Source organism: Methylosinus sp. Ce-a6, from assembly GCF_009811655.1.
Taxonomy (GTDB): Bacteria; Pseudomonadota; Alphaproteobacteria; order Rhizobiales; family Beijerinckiaceae; genus Methylosinus.
This window is the reverse complement of sequence record NZ_BGJX01000002.1, coordinates 110,253-125,784: the sequence shown is the minus strand read 5'-3', so window position 1 is coordinate 125,784 and position 15,532 is coordinate 110,253. Positions and strand designations below refer to the sequence as shown.

The 15,532-nt window shown below is 65.8% G+C and carries 15 protein-coding genes; 6 read left to right on the top strand and 9 right to left on the bottom strand.

Translation table 11 applies throughout. From position 1 onward, the window contains the following. Positions 1–20 precede the first annotated feature (20 nt). Positions 21–419 carry a nuclear transport factor 2 family protein gene (locus Mspo_RS01985; protein WP_159726294.1) on the top strand — a complete coding sequence of 133 codons (399 nt, stop codon included), beginning with the start codon at positions 21–23 and terminating at the stop codon, positions 417–419. Positions 420–469: 50 nt separating this feature from the next. On the opposite strand, the gene Mspo_RS01980 is transcribed toward Mspo_RS01985, so the two are convergent. Then, positions 470–841, bottom strand: coding sequence for a hypothetical protein (locus Mspo_RS01980; protein WP_159726292.1), 372 nt, complete (start codon positions 839–841; stop codon positions 470–472). A 222-nt stretch (positions 842–1,063) separates the two neighbouring features. Next, a complete protein-coding gene (locus tag Mspo_RS01975) occupies positions 1,064–1,900 on the bottom strand; it encodes a hypothetical protein (protein WP_159726290.1) in 837 nt (278 codons plus the stop codon). Positions 1,901–2,209: 309 nt separating this feature from the next. Here Mspo_RS01975 and Mspo_RS01970 point away from each other — a divergent pair, with 309 nt between their 5' ends. Further along, a complete protein-coding gene (locus tag Mspo_RS01970; RefSeq protein ID WP_159726288.1) occupies positions 2,210–2,515 on the top strand; it encodes a hypothetical protein in 306 nt (101 codons plus the stop codon). Between the two features lie 12 nt (positions 2,516–2,527). On the opposite strand, the gene Mspo_RS01965 is transcribed toward Mspo_RS01970, so the two are convergent. Next, complete coding sequence (locus tag Mspo_RS01965; protein WP_159726286.1) at positions 2,528–2,773, bottom strand: hypothetical protein; 246 nt, start codon at positions 2,771–2,773, stop codon at positions 2,528–2,530. A 223-nt stretch (positions 2,774–2,996) separates the two neighbouring features. Here Mspo_RS01965 and Mspo_RS01960 point away from each other — a divergent pair, with 223 nt between their 5' ends. The 3 genes from Mspo_RS01960 to Mspo_RS01950 all read left to right on the top strand — a co-directional run bounded on the left by Mspo_RS01960 (position 2,997) and on the right by Mspo_RS01950 (position 8,013). Next, positions 2,997–3,473, top strand: a complete 477-nt coding sequence (locus tag Mspo_RS01960; protein ID WP_159726284.1) for a MarR family winged helix-turn-helix transcriptional regulator — start codon at positions 2,997–2,999, stop codon at positions 3,471–3,473. Between the two features lie 77 nt (positions 3,474–3,550). Further along, a complete protein-coding gene (locus Mspo_RS01955; protein ID WP_159726282.1) occupies positions 3,551–6,739 on the top strand; it encodes an efflux RND transporter permease subunit in 3,189 nt (1,062 codons plus the stop codon). Continuing rightward, on the top strand, positions 6,736–8,013 hold the full coding sequence (locus Mspo_RS01950; protein WP_159726280.1) for an efflux RND transporter periplasmic adaptor subunit: 1,278 nt from the start codon (positions 6,736–6,738) through the stop codon (positions 8,011–8,013). Before Mspo_RS01955 ends, Mspo_RS01950 begins: the two co-directional genes overlap by 4 nt. 99 nt (positions 8,014–8,112) lie before the next feature. Here the strand turns inward: Mspo_RS01950 and Mspo_RS01945 are convergent, their stop codons facing one another. The 6 genes from Mspo_RS01945 to Mspo_RS01920 all read right to left on the bottom strand — a co-directional run bounded on the left by Mspo_RS01945 (position 8,113) and on the right by Mspo_RS01920 (position 14,787). Further along, positions 8,113–8,361 (bottom strand): exodeoxyribonuclease VII small subunit, encoded by a 249-nt coding sequence (locus Mspo_RS01945; RefSeq protein WP_159726278.1) that lies wholly within the window; start codon positions 8,359–8,361, stop codon positions 8,113–8,115. A 113-nt stretch (positions 8,362–8,474) separates the two neighbouring features. Continuing rightward, positions 8,475–9,827 carry a cytochrome P450 gene (locus Mspo_RS01940; protein ID WP_159726276.1) on the bottom strand — a complete coding sequence of 451 codons (1,353 nt, stop codon included), beginning with the start codon at positions 9,825–9,827 and terminating at the stop codon, positions 8,475–8,477. Positions 9,828–9,958: 131 nt separating this feature from the next. Beyond that, on the bottom strand, positions 9,959–11,584 hold the full coding sequence (locus Mspo_RS01935) for a hypothetical protein (protein WP_159726274.1): 1,626 nt from the start codon (positions 11,582–11,584) through the stop codon (positions 9,959–9,961). Positions 11,585–11,593: 9 nt separating this feature from the next. After that, on the bottom strand, positions 11,594–12,574 hold the full coding sequence (locus tag Mspo_RS01930; protein ID WP_159726272.1) for a hypothetical protein: 981 nt from the start codon (positions 12,572–12,574) through the stop codon (positions 11,594–11,596). Positions 12,575–12,616: 42 nt separating this feature from the next. Then, positions 12,617–13,282, bottom strand: a complete 666-nt coding sequence (locus tag Mspo_RS01925) for a hypothetical protein (RefSeq protein WP_159726270.1) — start codon at positions 13,280–13,282, stop codon at positions 12,617–12,619. Between the two features lie 101 nt (positions 13,283–13,383). Continuing rightward, on the bottom strand, positions 13,384–14,787 hold the full coding sequence (locus Mspo_RS01920) for a cation diffusion facilitator family transporter (protein ID WP_159726268.1): 1,404 nt from the start codon (positions 14,785–14,787) through the stop codon (positions 13,384–13,386). Positions 14,788–14,914: 127 nt separating this feature from the next. On the opposite strand from Mspo_RS01920, the gene Mspo_RS01915 reads away from it, so the two are divergent. After that, positions 14,915–15,490 (top strand): TlpA disulfide reductase family protein, encoded by a 576-nt coding sequence (locus tag Mspo_RS01915; protein WP_244613051.1) that lies wholly within the window; start codon positions 14,915–14,917, stop codon positions 15,488–15,490. The last annotated feature ends 42 nt before the right edge of the window (positions 15,491–15,532 follow it).

Below are 15,532 nucleotides of genomic sequence, written 5' to 3'. Positions count from 1 at the left end.
CTCGGCGCATTCTTCGCGCCATGTCGGACGAAGCGTCTCTTCTCGCGGCCAACGCCGCCTATTATCGCGCCTTCGTCGCCGCTGATCTGGATGGCATGGCGGCGATCTGGGGCGATGACGAAGTCTGCTGCATCCATCCGGGCTGGCCGCCGATCTTCGGGCGTGAGCAGGTCTTGGCCTCCTATCGCGACATTCTGCGCAACCCTATGCAGGAGCCCGTTCTTCGCCGCAGCGAGCGCGCGCTGATCTGCGGCTCCGAGGGACGCGTCGTCTGCATGGAGATGGTGGGGCAGTCGGCGCTCGTCGCCACCAACGGCTTCCGGCTCGTGGACGGCGCCTGGCGGCTCGTGCATCATCAGGCGAGCCCGCTGATGGTCCAGAGCGAGCCGCCCCCGCCGCCGCCGCGCTCATTGCACTGAGCGAAGGAGACGGAACGGGCGCCTCGTTCGTCCCGTATCGATTCTTCAGATCACGGCCACCAGATCGGCGCGATGCCGTCGCGATAGGGCAGCACTTCGAAGCGACGGCGGTTCGGCAGCGTCTCCTGCATGTGCCAGCTGCGCTGATTGTCCTCCACCGGCTGATAGGCGAAATAGGTCGTTTCCTGCACATAGCGATTGGTGGAGCCGACCGGCACGACCGGGCCGGGGTCGAGCCAGCTGCGGCGCGGAACGACGAGCGGCTGGCGCACATAGGGGATGGGGCCCGTCGCCACGATGATGGGCGTCGCTACGACGCCCTGACGATGCGCCGCGCGATGCGGCTTGGCGAGCGCCTCGCCCGCCGTCGCAAGGGCGAGAAGGCAGGCGAAACCGGCCGACAAACTGACGAAATGACGCATCCTCATCTCCTGATTCCGATATCGACCGGATCATAACCAATCATCTCGCCGGGCGATACCGGCGCTCGCTCGGCGCGCCTCACGAAAGCTGAAGGCGATCCGGCGAATGCGTCGGGCCGCCCCTAGAGTCTCAACACGGAAAGACTCTAGGCTTTTGTTTCAACGCGTTTCCGACGCCGAACCGGCGTCCACTTCGGCTGGAAACGCTCTAAGGGATCACGCTCAATGGCGCGCGGCGCGCTTTTTCTGCGCCGGCTTGGCGGGCTCCGCTTCGCTCGCGGGAGCGGCGGCGAGGCAGCCCGGCCCGTCGATCCTGGGGAAGGAGCGGAGAAGCGCCTTGTTCGCGCCGGAGGGCAGATAATAGACGCGGTCGAGCAGGCATCCGACGGCGCGGCGGTCCATGGGCTTTGTTCCGGCTCCGCAGGCGAGGCCCGCCATCTCCATCGACAGGCTGGCGTTGACGAGGCGCACGGCGAGGCAGGAGCGCTCGCCCGTGGCGGCGGCGGCGACGCCGCCTTCGCGTAGCGACAGCTTGATCTCCGCGGCCTCGAAGGCGCCGGCGCGGGTCACGAGCGGCGTCGGCTGGCCGATGCGGACAACCGCGAGGCCGGCCTGGGCGGCGTGGCGCGCCACATCGAGGAAGAAATCCGAATTGCCGAGCTTCTCGCCGGCAGGCTGCAGAATGTCGAGCCGCAGATAGGGCCTGCCATTGTCGATCGCGCCGAAGGCGTGCGTCTCCTGACGCCCGCCCGAGGGGAGCGGCGGATCGAGGGTGATCTTCGGCTCCTTGTCGAGCTCCGGCGCCTCGAGCGCGAAGGCGGCGGCGCGTTCCGGGGCGACGGCGGGCGCGGGAGCGCGAACGGGCGCGGCGACGGCCGGCGGCTCGGCTGTGGCGGTCGCCGCCGCCTGCTGCTGCGGCGCGCGGACGAACAGGAGAGATCCCGACAGCACGAGAAGCGCCGCGACGCCCATCATCGTGGCGGCGAGACTGCCGAGAGGGCGCGCCCTCAGCGGGCCGGACGCATAGGGGAGGTCATCGCCGGAAACCGACAAACTCATGACGCAACTCCAACCGCCCGCCGCGAACGGGCTTCACATTACGATCGGGCCATGCGTCCCGAAAACCACCTGATCCGCCCCTGAACATTGGCGCTAAGCGTAAACATTCCGTTGAACATAGTTGAGTTTTCGTTCGCCCTCGCGCGCCGCGGACCGATACGGCGGAGCGACGCGGCGGTCTCGCGGATCGCGCCGAGCGGCCGAGACGAGACAAATTTCGGCCAAGAAGCTCACAGAAGAGAGAAAGGGTCGGATCCGACGATCTGCGCGGCCACCGTCGCGCGCGTCTTGTAACGTCGAGGAAATGAAATGAAGATTTTCGCAACGGCGGCCATCGCGACCTTGATCTCTTTTCCCGCCTGTGCGGAAAAAGTCGCAGTGGGCTGCCAGCTCGTGGCCCAATACGGCGAAGATCAAGTCGGTTATCTTCTGAGCGAGGCGCGCCCGGTCATCGGCGATCAGGAGACCAATCGCATCTATGGCCATTACGTCAGCCTGCGCGCCGCCTGCCAATACGACGGCAACGCCACCCGCGTGGTGAATGTGCCTCCCGCCTTGCGAGATCTGCTCGCTCAGAACGGCGTCGACATCCGCCGTTTCGCTCGGCGGCTCTGAGGGCCTTGGCCGTCAGCGGCGGCGGCCGCGCTTCTTGGCGCCCGCGGCGCCCTCGATCTGCGCGCGGCAGGCGCGGCTGAGCCCGCCCATGTTGGATTTCAGGCAGCTCTCCACGGCGGCGGCGTCGGGCACATAGCGCTCGCAGAATTTATAGGCGTCGTCCGTGCAGGCCGAGCGCTGGCGGGCCGTTCCGCGCGTCGCGGCTTCGGCGACCGCCGCGCCGACCAGCAAGAGTGCGCAAGCCAATAGCAGCCTCATCCTCGGTTCTCCTCGCTTTGGACGCGCATTCGGACGGCGCCGAATTGCCGTAATCCCAATTCTAGGCGCGGGGGCTCCCCGCCAATCGACTCGTGCGTTCATCCTAAATAGGGCCGAACCGGCCGTTCGGCGGGCCGCCGGCTCGGGCGAGGCTTGAATTCGGCGCGGCGATGCTATTTAGTAAGCAGGCTTATCGAAAGCCATGCTATAGAAAGCGCGCCTAATGTCCTCGCCGCCGCCGACGACTTTCTGCTTTCTGCTGCATGACGCGGCGCGGCTCATGCGCAAGCGCTTCGAGCAGAACGCCCGCGAATTGGGCCTGACGCGAGCGCAGACCCAGGCCCTGGCCTATCTGGCGCGCAATGAGGGCGTCAGCCAGTGCGTGCTCGCCGATATGCTCGATCTGGAGCCGATCACGCTCGGCCGCACCATCGACCGGTTGCAGGCGCTGGGCCTCGTCGAGCGACGGCCGCATGAGACCGACTGGCGCGTCTGGCTGCTGTTTCTGACCGAAGCGGCCTGGCCGGTGGTCGAGGCGATCGCCCCGATCTCCGAAGCGACGCGCCAGGAGGCGCTGGCCGGCGTCAGCGAGGAGGACCGGGCGACCTTGATGCGCGTGCTGGAGACGGCGCGCGCCAATCTCATCGAGAAAATGAGCTGTTCCGTGAAGAAGCCGAAGGCGAGGAGCGCGAGCGGCTGAGCGGCGATCCGATTGCGGACGAGGCGAGAGCGATGCGGACAACGGCGCCCGCATCGGAGTGAAAGTGGAAGACGTCCATGGAACTCGTCAAATATGCGCTCAAGTTTCGGCTGACGTTCTACGTTCTGGCCATTCTGACGACCTTCCTCGGCGGCGCGGCGATCGTGTCGACGCCCAAGGACGTGTTTCCCAACGTCGATATTCCGGTCGTGACGGTCATCTGGACCTATACGGGCCTCTCCACCGCGGAGATGGAGAGTCGCGTCACCACCTACGCCGAGCTCTCCACATCGAACAATGTCAACGGCATTCGCAATATGGAGAGCCAGACGCTGCAAGGCGTCGCGGTCATCAAGATCTATTTCCAGCCGGATGTGAACATAGAGCTCGCCATAGCGCAGGTCGTCTCGGCGATGAACTCCATCCGCGCGCTGATGCCGCCCGGCATCAATCCGCCGACGGTGGTGCGCTATTCGGCCTCGCAAGTGCCGGTCATTCAGCTCGCGCTCTCCAGCAAGAGCCTCAATGAGCAGCAGCTCTACGACATGGGCCTCTATCGCGTGCGCCAGCAGCTGACGACGACGCCGGGCGTCACTCTGCCGACGCCCTGGGGCGGCAAGCAGCGCCAGATCATGGTCGATCTCGACACGGCGACGTTGCAGGCGCGCGGCCTCACGCCGCTCGACGTCGTCAACGCCGTCACCGCCGGCAATCTGGTGGTTCCTTCGGGCCTGGTGAAATTCGGCGATCTGCAATATGTCGTGCGCCTCAATTCGACGCCCGACGCGCTGATGACGCTCAACAATATTCCGATCCGCGTCGCCGGCGGCGCGCCGCTGCTCGTTCGCGACGTCGCGCAAGTGAGGGACGGCAGCCCGCCGCAGCAGAACATCGTGCGCGTCGACGGCGCGCGCTCGGTGCTGCTGACGATATTGAAGAACGGCAACGCCTCGACGCTCAATGTCGTCGAGAATGTGAAGGCCGGCATCGCCAAGCTGCGCGAGGCGATTCCGAAGGACACGCAGATCGCCGAATTGTTCGACCAGTCGGTCTTCGTCTCCAATGCGATCTCGGACGTGCTGCACGAGGGCGTCATCGCCGCCGGCCTCACCGCGCTGATGATCCTCTTGTTCCTCGGCTCGTGGCGCTCGACGCTGATCGTCGTCATCTCCATTCCGCTGTCGATCCTGACCTCGCTCGCCGTGCTCAGCGCGCTCGGCCATACGATCAACATCATGACGCTCGGCGGCCTCGCGCTCGCGGTCGGCATATTGGTCGACGACGCGACTGTGGCGATCGAGAACACCTATCGCCTGTTCGAGGAAGGCAAGGAGTTTCGCCATGCGGTGGCGGAGGGCGCGGCCGGCATCGCCAAGCCGGCGTTCATCTCCACGCTCGCCATTTGCGCGGCCTTCGTCTCGGTGATCTTCCTGACCGACGCCGCGCGCTATCTCTTCGTGCCGCAGGCGCTCGCCGTCGTCTTCGCCATGCTCGCCTCTTATTTCCTGTCGCGAACGCTCGTGCCCATATTGATGGACCAGCTGCTCGCGCATGAGCATCATGCGGCGCAAGAGCGCGAGAGCGACGCGCGGCTCTCCGGATTTTCCGGCGCGCTGACGCGCGTCCAGCTCGGTTTCGAGCATGGTTTCGAGCGAATGCGCGGCCAATATGCGCTGCTGCTCGCCGCCGTGTTGCGATATCGGGCCCGCACGCTCGCTTTCGTCGCCGGCGTCCTCGCCTTCGGCGCCTTTTTGTTCGTCTCGGTCGGCGAGGATTATTATCCGCAGATCGATTCGGGCCAGATGACGCTGCATGTGCGCGGCCGCTCGGGCCTTCGCATAGAGGAGGCCGAGCGCCTCTTCCAGAAGGTCGAGGATGTGATCCGCGAGGTGATCCCGGAACGCGATCTCGCCCTCGTCATCGACAATATCGGCCTGCCGCAGATCACCTATAATCACGCCTTCTCGGACGGCACCACGGTCGCCTATGGCGACGGGCAGATCATGATCTCGCTCGCCCATGGCCATGCGCCCACCGCCGTCTATATGCGGCGGCTGCGCGAGCTCCTGCCGCAGCGCTTTCCCGATTCGATCTTCTATTTCCAGCCGGCGGACATCGTCACGCAGATATTGAACTTCGGCCTGCCGGCGCCGATCGCCGTGCGCGTCGTGGGTCGCGACGCGGCGGGCAACAAGCTCATCGTGCGCAAGCTGCTCGAGCGGGTCAGCCGCGTGCGCGGCGTCGTCGACGCGCATATTCATCAAATTCTCGACGCGCCGGATTTCCGCGTCGACATCGATCGGTGGAAAGGGCAGCAGCTCGGCGTCAGCGTCCAGCAGGTCGCCACCAATGTGAACGTCTCGTTGAGCTCGTCCTTCCAGGTGACGCCGAACTTCTGGTCGGACCCGACGACGGGCATTCCTTATCAAGTGGCGGTGCAGACGCCGGAATATCGCATCGCTTCGCTCGACGCCTTCGCCAACACGCCCGTGTCCGATCTGACCGGCGCCGGATCCGCGCAGGTCGATCTTTTGACCAATGTCGCGCGTTGGACGCGCGGCGCGGAGCAGACCGTCGCCACCCATTCCAACACGCAGCCGACCTATGACGTCTACGCCAATATACAGGACCGCGATCTCGGCGGCGTCGAGAAGGATTTGCGCAAGGCGATCGCCGAGATCGAGCCGGAGCTGAAACCCGGCAACTATATCGTCCTGCGCGGCCAGATCGAGAGCAAGAACCAGGCCTTCGCGCGCATCGGCCTCGGCCTCGTCGCCTCGATGGTGTTCGTCTATCTGCTGATGGTGGTGAACTTCCAGAGCTGGGGCGATCCTTTCGTCGTCATTCTCGCTCTGCCGATCGCCTTCTGCGGCATCGTCTTCGCGCTGTTCGTCACCGGCACGACCTTCTCCATTCCGTCATTGATGGGCGCCATCATGTCGGTCGGCGTCGCCTCCGCCAATTCCATCCTGCTCGTCACCTTCGCGCGCGAGCATCGCGAGGCGACGGGCGTCTCGGCGCATGAGGCGGCGATCGAGGCCGGGATGACCCGCATTCGGCCGGTCATCATGACGGCGGCGGCGATGTTCGTCGGCCTTTTGCCCATGGCGCTGTCAATCGGCGAAGGCGCCGAGCAGAACGCGGCGCTCGCGCGCGCGGTGATGGGCGGCGTCGCCTTCGGCACATGTTCGACTTTGCTCTTCGTGCCCTTCCTCTATTCGATTTTGCGGCGCGCGGACGTGCAGCCCTCGAGGGATTATCTATGACCGAGATGTCGCAGCCGCATGGACGGCAGCTCGCTTCCACCGGCGTCGGCGTGCGCGAGGCGCCGCCGCCGCGCCTACGCAAGCTGCCCTTCCTCATCCTTCTCGCTCTGCTCCTTCTCGTGCTCTTCATCGGCATATTCCGCCATGCCGCGCGCGAGCGCGAGGCCGTGGTCTTCCAGCAGGAGCAGGCCAATGCGCCGCTGAGCCTGCGCGCGACCAGAGTGACGAAGGTCGCCGGACCCATTCATGTGGAGCTGCCCGGCCAGACGCTCGCCTGGGAGCAGGCGCGCGTCTACGCCCGCGCGACGGGCTATATCGCCGAGCGCCGCGCCGACATCGGAACGAAGCTGAAGGCGGGCGATCTGCTCGTGCGCGTCGCCGCGCCCGATCTCGATCAGCAATATGCGCAGGCGCAGGCGCAGCTCGAGCTCTACAAGGCGCAGCTCCAGCAGGCCAAGGCGCAGGTGGACCAGACCAAGGCCAATCTCAACCTCGCCAAGCTCACCTTCGGCCGCAGCTCGCAGCTCGTCAAAAACAATTACGAGAGCAAGCAGAGCAATGACATCAACGCCGCCAATGTGGAGACGCAGACGGCCAATCTCGCCGCCGCGCAGGCGGGCGTCGAGGTGGCTCAGGCCAATATCGCCGCGGCGCAGGCCAATGTGAATCGGCTGAAGCAGCTCGTCGAGTTCAAAGATGTGAAGGCGCCGTTCAAAGGCGTGGTGACGGCGCGCGACACGGAAATCGGCGATCTCGTCACCGCCGACGCCAATAGCGGGACGCCGCTCTTCACCATGGCGCGCGACGACATTCTGCGCGTGCAGGTGTCCGTGCCGCAATCCGAGGCAGTGGGGCTGACCGATGGGCTCGAGGCCAAGGTGCTGCCGCCGGAGCTGGCGGGCAAGAGCTTCACCGGCAAGGTCGCGCGCAACGCCTCGTCGCTCGCCGCCGCCTCGCGCACGCTGCTGACCGAGGTCGATGTGCCCAATCCGACAGGGGAGCTCAGGCCGGGAATGTTCGTGCGCGTGGTGCTCGACATTCCGCGCCCGCGGCCGCTGGTCAATATTCCGGCGCCGTCGATCCTGTTCGGCGCCGATGGGCCGCGCGTCGTCGTCATCGAGAAGGACGATGTCGTGCGGGTCGCGAAGATCGGCATCGCCCGCGATCTCGGCACGACCGTCGACGTCGATCAGGGATTGAAGGGCGACGAGACGATCGCGCTCGATCCCCCCGTCGATATTCGCGACGGCCGCAAGGTGACGATCCGCAAGTGAAGGTCGCGCGAAAAGCGAGCCTGAAGGCTCGCGGTCCAGGGCGCGCGTCGGACCGTGAGCCTTCAGGCTCGCATCCTGCGCGTGTGGCAAAGCCGAGCCCTATTCGACGTCGAGCGGCTGGGTTCCCTTGGGCGCGCCGTCGGCGCCGAGCGTGATCTTCTCGATGCGCGCCTCGGCCTCGCGCAGCAGCGCGTCGCAGCGCTTCTTCAGCGCCTCGCCGCGTTCATAGAGCCTCACCGAATCGTCGAGCGAGACGCTCGCTTTCTCGAGCTTGCCGACGATCTCCTCGAGCTCCTGAATCGCTTTTTCGAAGGGCAGCGCGTCTATATCGGAATTGGCGTCGGACACTTGGTTTCCCTTCGGCTCGAGGTCGCGGGGCCTTCAATCCATTCCCTCTCCTCGCTCGCGGGGAGAAGGAACGGCCGGGCGCCACGCGAAAACAATCCGCGCGGGAGACCCCGTCAGTCGCTCTCTACCACGAAATGCTGTGGGAAGGGCGTCGCGCCGTCGATCTGGCCGGCCGCGCCGGAAGCGCGGCGCAGGTTCGGCCGCGCCAGCACGGGCCGCAGAATGGCCGGGATCACCGCGCGATTGATATAGGCGCCGAAGCAGGTGTGCAGGCCATAGCCCCAGAGAATGTAATCGCCCCAGGGGCGATCGACGCGGAACTCGTTCGGCTTCTCGATCTGGAACGGATCGAACATGGCCGAGAGATTGGCGGCGAGCACCATGGCGCCCTCGGGAATCTTGCGGGCGCGGAGCGTGTTGGCGGCGATCGTCGTCGTGCGGTTGGCGCGGCGATAGATGACCGGATTGACCGGGTTGAAGCGCAGCGCCTCGAACAGATAGGCGCCGAGCAGCGCCGCGTCGCCGGCCGTCGCCGCGGCATGGGCGCCGGCGAGCGCTTCGGGCCGGTCGAGCAATTGGTCGAGCGCCTGCACCGAGGCTTTGGAAATGGTCGGGATCGCGCCGATGACGAGGCCGATGAGATTGTTGCGAATGGCGAGATCGTCGAACTCCGGCGCGCCCTTCTGCAGCTCCAGCGCGCGGCCGAGCACATCGTCCTTCGTCTCGCCGCTCGCCTTGCGCGCGGCGATGGCCGCGTCGATCGCCTTGCGCAGCTCGGCTGCGGCCATCAGCGCCTTGGTCTCGATCGCCGGATCGCCTTTGAGATCGACGAACAGCCACCAGAAAAGGATCGTCGCCCATTGGATCGCGTCCGTCTCGGCCTGAGCGGAGACGCCGAAATAGTCGGAGACGATCGCGGCGGGAACGCGCAGCGTCAAATCCTGCGGCACGTCGATGCGCGTCGGAAAGGCGGAGGCGTAGGCCTCGGCGCGGGCGCGTGCGAGCGGCGTCACCAAGGTCTCGACGTCGTCGCGGCGCATGGCGAGCTTCATCAGCGAGGTGTCGTGCTGATATTGCGCGGTGTTCTGCATGCCGAGGAAGAAATTGGCGCCGCCGGTGATGGCGCGCATCTTGGGCTCGTAGACGACGGCGAAATCCGCTTCGCGGTCGAGCACCTCGATCACATCCGAGGCGCGCGTGACAACCGCCGTGCCGCTGTTCTCATAGCTGGTGATGAGCTGCTTGGAGATGACGAAATTGGGCAGCGCGGCGCGCAGCACGGCGAAAGCCTTGATCTGCGAGCTCGGCAGGGTGAGCGCGCCGAGCGCTCGCTCCTTCAGCGTTCCCTCGCCGGTGACGAGCGCGCGGAGCGTCACGGCCAGCAAGGAGAAGAAGGCGACGATAGCGTCGACGAGCGTCAGCGCATAGGCGCGCAGAGCGGCGACAATATTGTTCAAAAAGGTCATCGTCTTCCATCCTGCTGTCAGTCTCAGGGGCGCAAACGCCGGAAGGGCCGTCTCACCCTGCCCTCGAGGGGGAGGCGGAAGCGCCTCGTCCTCGATCTTTCTGTCGTTCACCCGATCGTCCGGTCTCGTCCTCAGGTGGGATCGACAGTGCCCATGCCGATCATGCGCAGAGCAGTGAGGCTCGGCACGAAGAAATAGTCGCCGCCGCGCGTCTCCACGAATTGCGGCAGGCCCTCGGCGATATAGGGGGGCTTGCCCGACGAGGGGTCGGAGGGCACCACGAATTTCGCCTTGGGCCCGTTGCGCTTGCGGGCGTATTCGTCCTCGGTTTCGGCGCCTTGCGAATGATTGCCGACGATGGGGCAGGTGTCATTGCCCGCGCGCGCGTCGACGCCGTAATGAATCCATTGCTGCTGGACGAATTCGAACTGCCGCGCCAAGCTCGAGCAGACGACCAGCATGACGATGCCATGCTCGTCCTTGTCCGCGGTGTCCGGGCCCGAGGAGCCGTAGGGCAGGCCGCGGCGCAGAATGCGGCGGCGATTGTTGAGCACGGAGCCCGCCGCCTGCTTGGGCTGGCCGGCCGCGATCCATGGGTCGAGCGCGTCGCGCGTGTTGACGCGTCGCGTATGCGAGGTCATCGGGCATTTGCCGCCATCGGGATCGTCGCGATAGGTGAAGTCGACGAGCTGCCGCTCGCGCTCCGGCGAGTCCTCCGGATATTTCTGATTGAACTCCTGCCAGGCGGCGAAATCCTTCGCCTTGGCGAGCGGCACGCCGTCCGACCAGCGGCCGGCCATTTTGGCCACCAGCGTCTCGCGCGCGATATCGATCTCGAGCCCCCAGACAGCGGCGAATTTCTCGGCCTGATCGTCGATGAATTTGCGCCAGGAGGCGACATTCTCGTGCAGCTTGCGATAGGCGAGGAAAGTGCCGTTGCGGCTGAAGGCGAGCGGCATGGCCGAGCCGGGAATCTCCTGCGCCTCGTCCGGATAGCCGAGCAGGAATTCGCCGGTCGCCAGCGCGCGCCAATTGCCGTTTCCGTCGACGGCGCCCTGGCCGATCGCCGCCGCCTGCGTCTGCTCGGCGGCATATTGCCCCTCGAACACCGGATCGCTGATGCCGTCGGAGAAGCCGAAATGCTCTTTCGGCGTCGGCCGCCCCTGCGCGTCGAAGAGGGCGGTCAGGTCCTGATAGAGCGGCTGGTTCGCATGGCCCGGCGGATTATGGCCGCCGCGCACCTCGACCCGGTTTTGCTTGCCGAGCGCGACGATCTGCTCAGTCACCGCGTCGAGATCCGCGGGGCTCGCCGTGTAACGCTGGTTGAGCACGAGGAGGATATGCACGGCGCTCTCAGGCTTCGCCGGCTGCCACGCCTCGTCCCATTTCGACTGCCAGCCCGCGCCGGAGAAATCGTCGCCGAGCATGCGCGCGCGCTTGGCCATGCCGTCGATGAATTCGTCCGGCATGCCGCGCAGCGTGCGCGTCGGCACGCCGAGCATGAGCAGGCCGTAGAAGGTGAAGGCGATGTTGACCGCGATCGCCGGCGGCTCGGCGTCGCCGGAGCCTCGGCTCGCCAGCGCCGAGGTGACGCGCGGAAGCAGCTGCGTCACGAAATGGCGGCCATTGGCGGCGCGCGCCTTCTCGCTGTCGCCGCCGATGGTCAGCAGGATGGTGCGGCCCTTGAAATAGCCCTGCTTCGGGTAAGCGTCGAGAATATTGCCCTGAATATCCGCGAGGTCGAGAACGACTGACATTTTCCGCCCCTAGATTCCGATTGAGCCGGCCTGTTGCGTCGGCTCTGCGACGTTTTCCGGCTTGTTGGCGTCGATGAAAGACTTGAAAGAGTCGTAGAGGCGCTGCGCCGAAGCCTCGTCCTCGCCCACCGCGTCCAATTGCCGGTCGATGGCGAAGCGCGTGAATTGGCGACGCAGATAGAGCGCCTTCAGAACCTCCGGCAGAGTGGAGTTCGGCGCCGCGGGGAAGGGCTTCTTGCCGAAGTCGAGAATATAGAGGACGATCGCCGCGCCGCCGACGAGCACGCCGCCGGCGATCGCCAGCAGGAACCACAGCCCGCGCAGAAAATCCGGAAACAGCCACCAATAGAGCGCCGCGAAGACGACGAAGGCGATGCCGGCGAAGGCGAGACCCAGAGTCTTCAGCGGGACGCTCGGCAGCTGATCCGCCGGCACGCCGTCGAGCCAATAATCGTGGAACGGCATCGTCGTCTCGATCTGGCAATCGGCGATATATTTGGCGAAGCTCGCGGCGTCGGTGACGCGCGCCTCGAAGCCGAGGCAATATTTGAAGACCTCTTTGAGCTCGGCCTCCGATTTCGTCCAGAGCTCGCGCAGATAGGAGTCGCGTTCGGAGTCGGCGCCGCTCGCCGCGTCGAAATCCGAAGCGAAAAACAGGAAAGGACAGGAAAGGTGATCTTGCGGCTGCGCGATCACCGGGTTGAGCATATCCTTGTATTTCTGGTCGATCGACAACTCCGGGCCGACCGCGACGAGCAGCGTGTTGGGCTGCTCGCGCCCATTGTAGGCGACGTCGTCTATGACGACGAAACGCGCGAAATGATTGCGCGTGCTGCGCGCGAAGGGGCTCCGCTCGCCGCGCGGCAGCAGCGACAGCCGTTTCCGCAGCGCATGCACGGGCGAGGTCGCGACGCCGTCGTCTGCGATCGGCGCCGTGCCGATCGGAATGAGCGTCGTGAGAAAATAGGCTCCGCTATCGAAGGTCGGCATGACGGCCTCTTTTAAAGAGAATTCTGGCGTCGAAAACGCAAATCAGCGCGCCGAAAGCGCGAGATCGCCGGCGAATTCCAGATAATCTTCGCGATTGATCTCGGCGTTTTCCGTGTCGTTGCTGGCGACCGGCGCATGGCCTTCATAGCCGAGGTCGTTCTGCACGCTGACGAGGCGCTCGACGTAGAGCTTTCGGAATTCCTGCGGCGTCGCGGAGGCATGGCTCTTCTGCAGATCGAGCAGCGCGCGCCGCACGCGCAGGGCCGCCTTCACATCCGGCTGCGCCGCGCCCGGAACCGAGTTGTAGTAGTAATTCGTGTCGATCTGATTGGCGCGAATATAATCCTTGAACGGCGTGATCGGCACCGAATGTGGATATTTCGTGCTCGTGTACCAGAGCAGATCGAGGCCGTTGGGCAGGCCGTCGGCGAAGGCGTCGATATATTGATCCCAGGTTCCGTTGAAATTGCTGCAGAACAGCAGATAGTCATTGGCGAGCGTCTGCTTGCCCTGGCCGAGATCGGGCCATTGGTCGCGCTTGACGATGGCCCAGCGCGCGAAGTGGATGAAGGAGAGGCCGAGCAATCCGCCGAGGGAGGTCGGGATCGATCGGGAGATCATGAAGCTGAATCGATTGAACCACGTCCGCCACGGCTTCATCGGCGTAATGACGTTCATTCCATAGGCTTTGCCCGTGACATTCGACATGATCGCGGCCCCGAGAAATACATTCGATTATTCCCGGCTACGGATAGCTGCATTCGGGCTAAAAGACAATACGCGGCCCCGCGCGAAAGCGCTCGGAATGTTCACGAATGGTCGTATATTTCTGCATGTCCCGCAATTCGCAGGATGTTCGGAAATTCACCGCGCATCGCGCGCTCCACTTCGTCCACGGCCGCATGCGTCGCGTCGACGGACAGCGCCGGATCGACGCAGCAATGATAATTGACGACGAGCCCGTCCTGCGTCTCCCGCGCGCGGACGTCGTGGACATGCGTCATTTTTCCGCCCTCGGCGGCGTGACGCGCGAGCGCGTCGGCGATCGCGTCGAGCGTCTGCGGCGGCGCGTCCTGGCCCGTCAGCAGATGCGGCTCGGAGGGCTCGATGTGAGTCTCGATCTCGATCGCCTCGCCGAATTCCTCGCGGATCGCCTGTTCGAGATCGGAGGCGATCGCATGGGCGCGCCCATGCGACATGGCGCCGTCGAGCTCGAGGTCGAGCGTGATCGAGAGCCGCTCGCCGACGAGCTGCGCGATGATGTGATGCACCTGGAGGCGCCGCCGCGCGGCGACGAGCAGGATGCGCTCCAGCACGGTCTCGTCGTCGAGCGCGATCGGATAGGCGGCGAGGGCGATCTCCGCTCCCGGCGCCGCGCGGAGGATGGCCGCGTTCGCCTCTTCCTTGATGCGGGCGGCGCGCTCGAGCGGCAGCGTCCGCGCGACGCGCAGCACCGCCTCGCCCATCACCTTCGGTCCGGCGGTGCGCAGGCGCAGGCTCTCCACCGCGATGACGCCGGGGGTGGCGCGCAATATCTCCCGGATCTGCGGCACGAGCTCCTGCGGCGCGGCGTCGAGCAGCGTCGCCACCGTGCGGCTGCCGAGCCGGAAACCCGCGACGGCGATGAAGGCGGCGACGCCGAAGGCCGCCAGCGCGTCGCCCTGCGGAAAGCCGAGGCGCGTCGCCGCGAGGCCGCAGATCACGAGACCGGACGAGACGAGATCGCTCGCAAAATGCAGCGCGTCGGCCGCGAGCGCGTCGCTCTGCGTCTCCTTCGCGATGGCGTTCAGGCGTCGCGAGCGCACGAAATCGACGACGATGGAGAGGCCGAGCACGGCGAAGACGGGCCAGCCCGCGCCGATCTCTATATCCGAATCGCCGAGCCGCTGCGCCGCCTGGCCGGCGACGACGAGCGCGAGGCCGAAGAGGAGCCCGGTCTCGATGAGCGCGGCGAGCGATTCGACCTTGCCATGGCCGTAATGGTGCTTTTCGTCCGCCGGCTTCTCGGCCTGGCGCACGGCGAAATAGGTGAGCACAGTGGCGGCGACGTCGGCCGCGGAATGGCCGGCCTCGGACATCAGCGCCAGCGAGCCGGAGGCGAGGCCGGCGGCGAGCTTGGCGAGCGTCAGCGCCGCGCTCGCGGCGATCGAGGCCTTCGCGGCCGCCGTCTTGCGGGCCGTCGCGTCAATGGAGGGGTCGACTGTTTCGGACATCGAGCTATCGGATGGTCGGCGTCCCCGCGCGCCGCTCGTCCCAGGCTTAACAACATGAAGGCGAAGGAGCAATCGCCGATGGTCGGGGCCGGGGAGCGCGGCTCTCTCGTCGGGCGCGCTCCTCTCGATGAGGGCCGCGACGCTCGCCTCCGCCGCCGAATTCCGCTATGTGGTGGAAAAGAACGGCAGAACGAGGGGATTTTCCGACATGCGCGCGATGAGACATGCGCTGTTCGCCGTCGCCGTCCTGGCCGCCTGCGCGGCGGCGCAACCGGCGCGGTCCGAGGCGTTCGCGCCTTTTTCGCGCGGCTCTTTCGAGAGCATTCGCAAGGCCCATGCGGGTCGTCCGCTCATCGTGCATTTCTGGTCGATCGCCTGCTCGATCTGCGTCGCCGAGCTCCCCGATTGGGGCAGGCTCGCGCGCGAGACGCAAGGAGTCGATTTCGTCTTCGTCAACACCGATGGGGAGAGCGACCGCCGTCGCGTCGAGAGCCGCATCGACAAGGCGGGACTGCGGCAGGCGGTCAATTTCGCCTTCGCCGACCGCTTCGTGGAGCGGCTCTATTTCGAGGTGGACCGCGTTTGGCAGGGCGAGCTGCCTTTCACCGCTCTCGTCGCGGCCGACGGCGGGAGCAGGACGGTGATCGGCGCCCTCGACGATATGGAGCTCGAACGCTGGCTCGAGACCAAGGGCCGGCGCTGAGCGGAGGCGTCTTATTCCGGAGGGATCGTCGTCGCAAAGAAC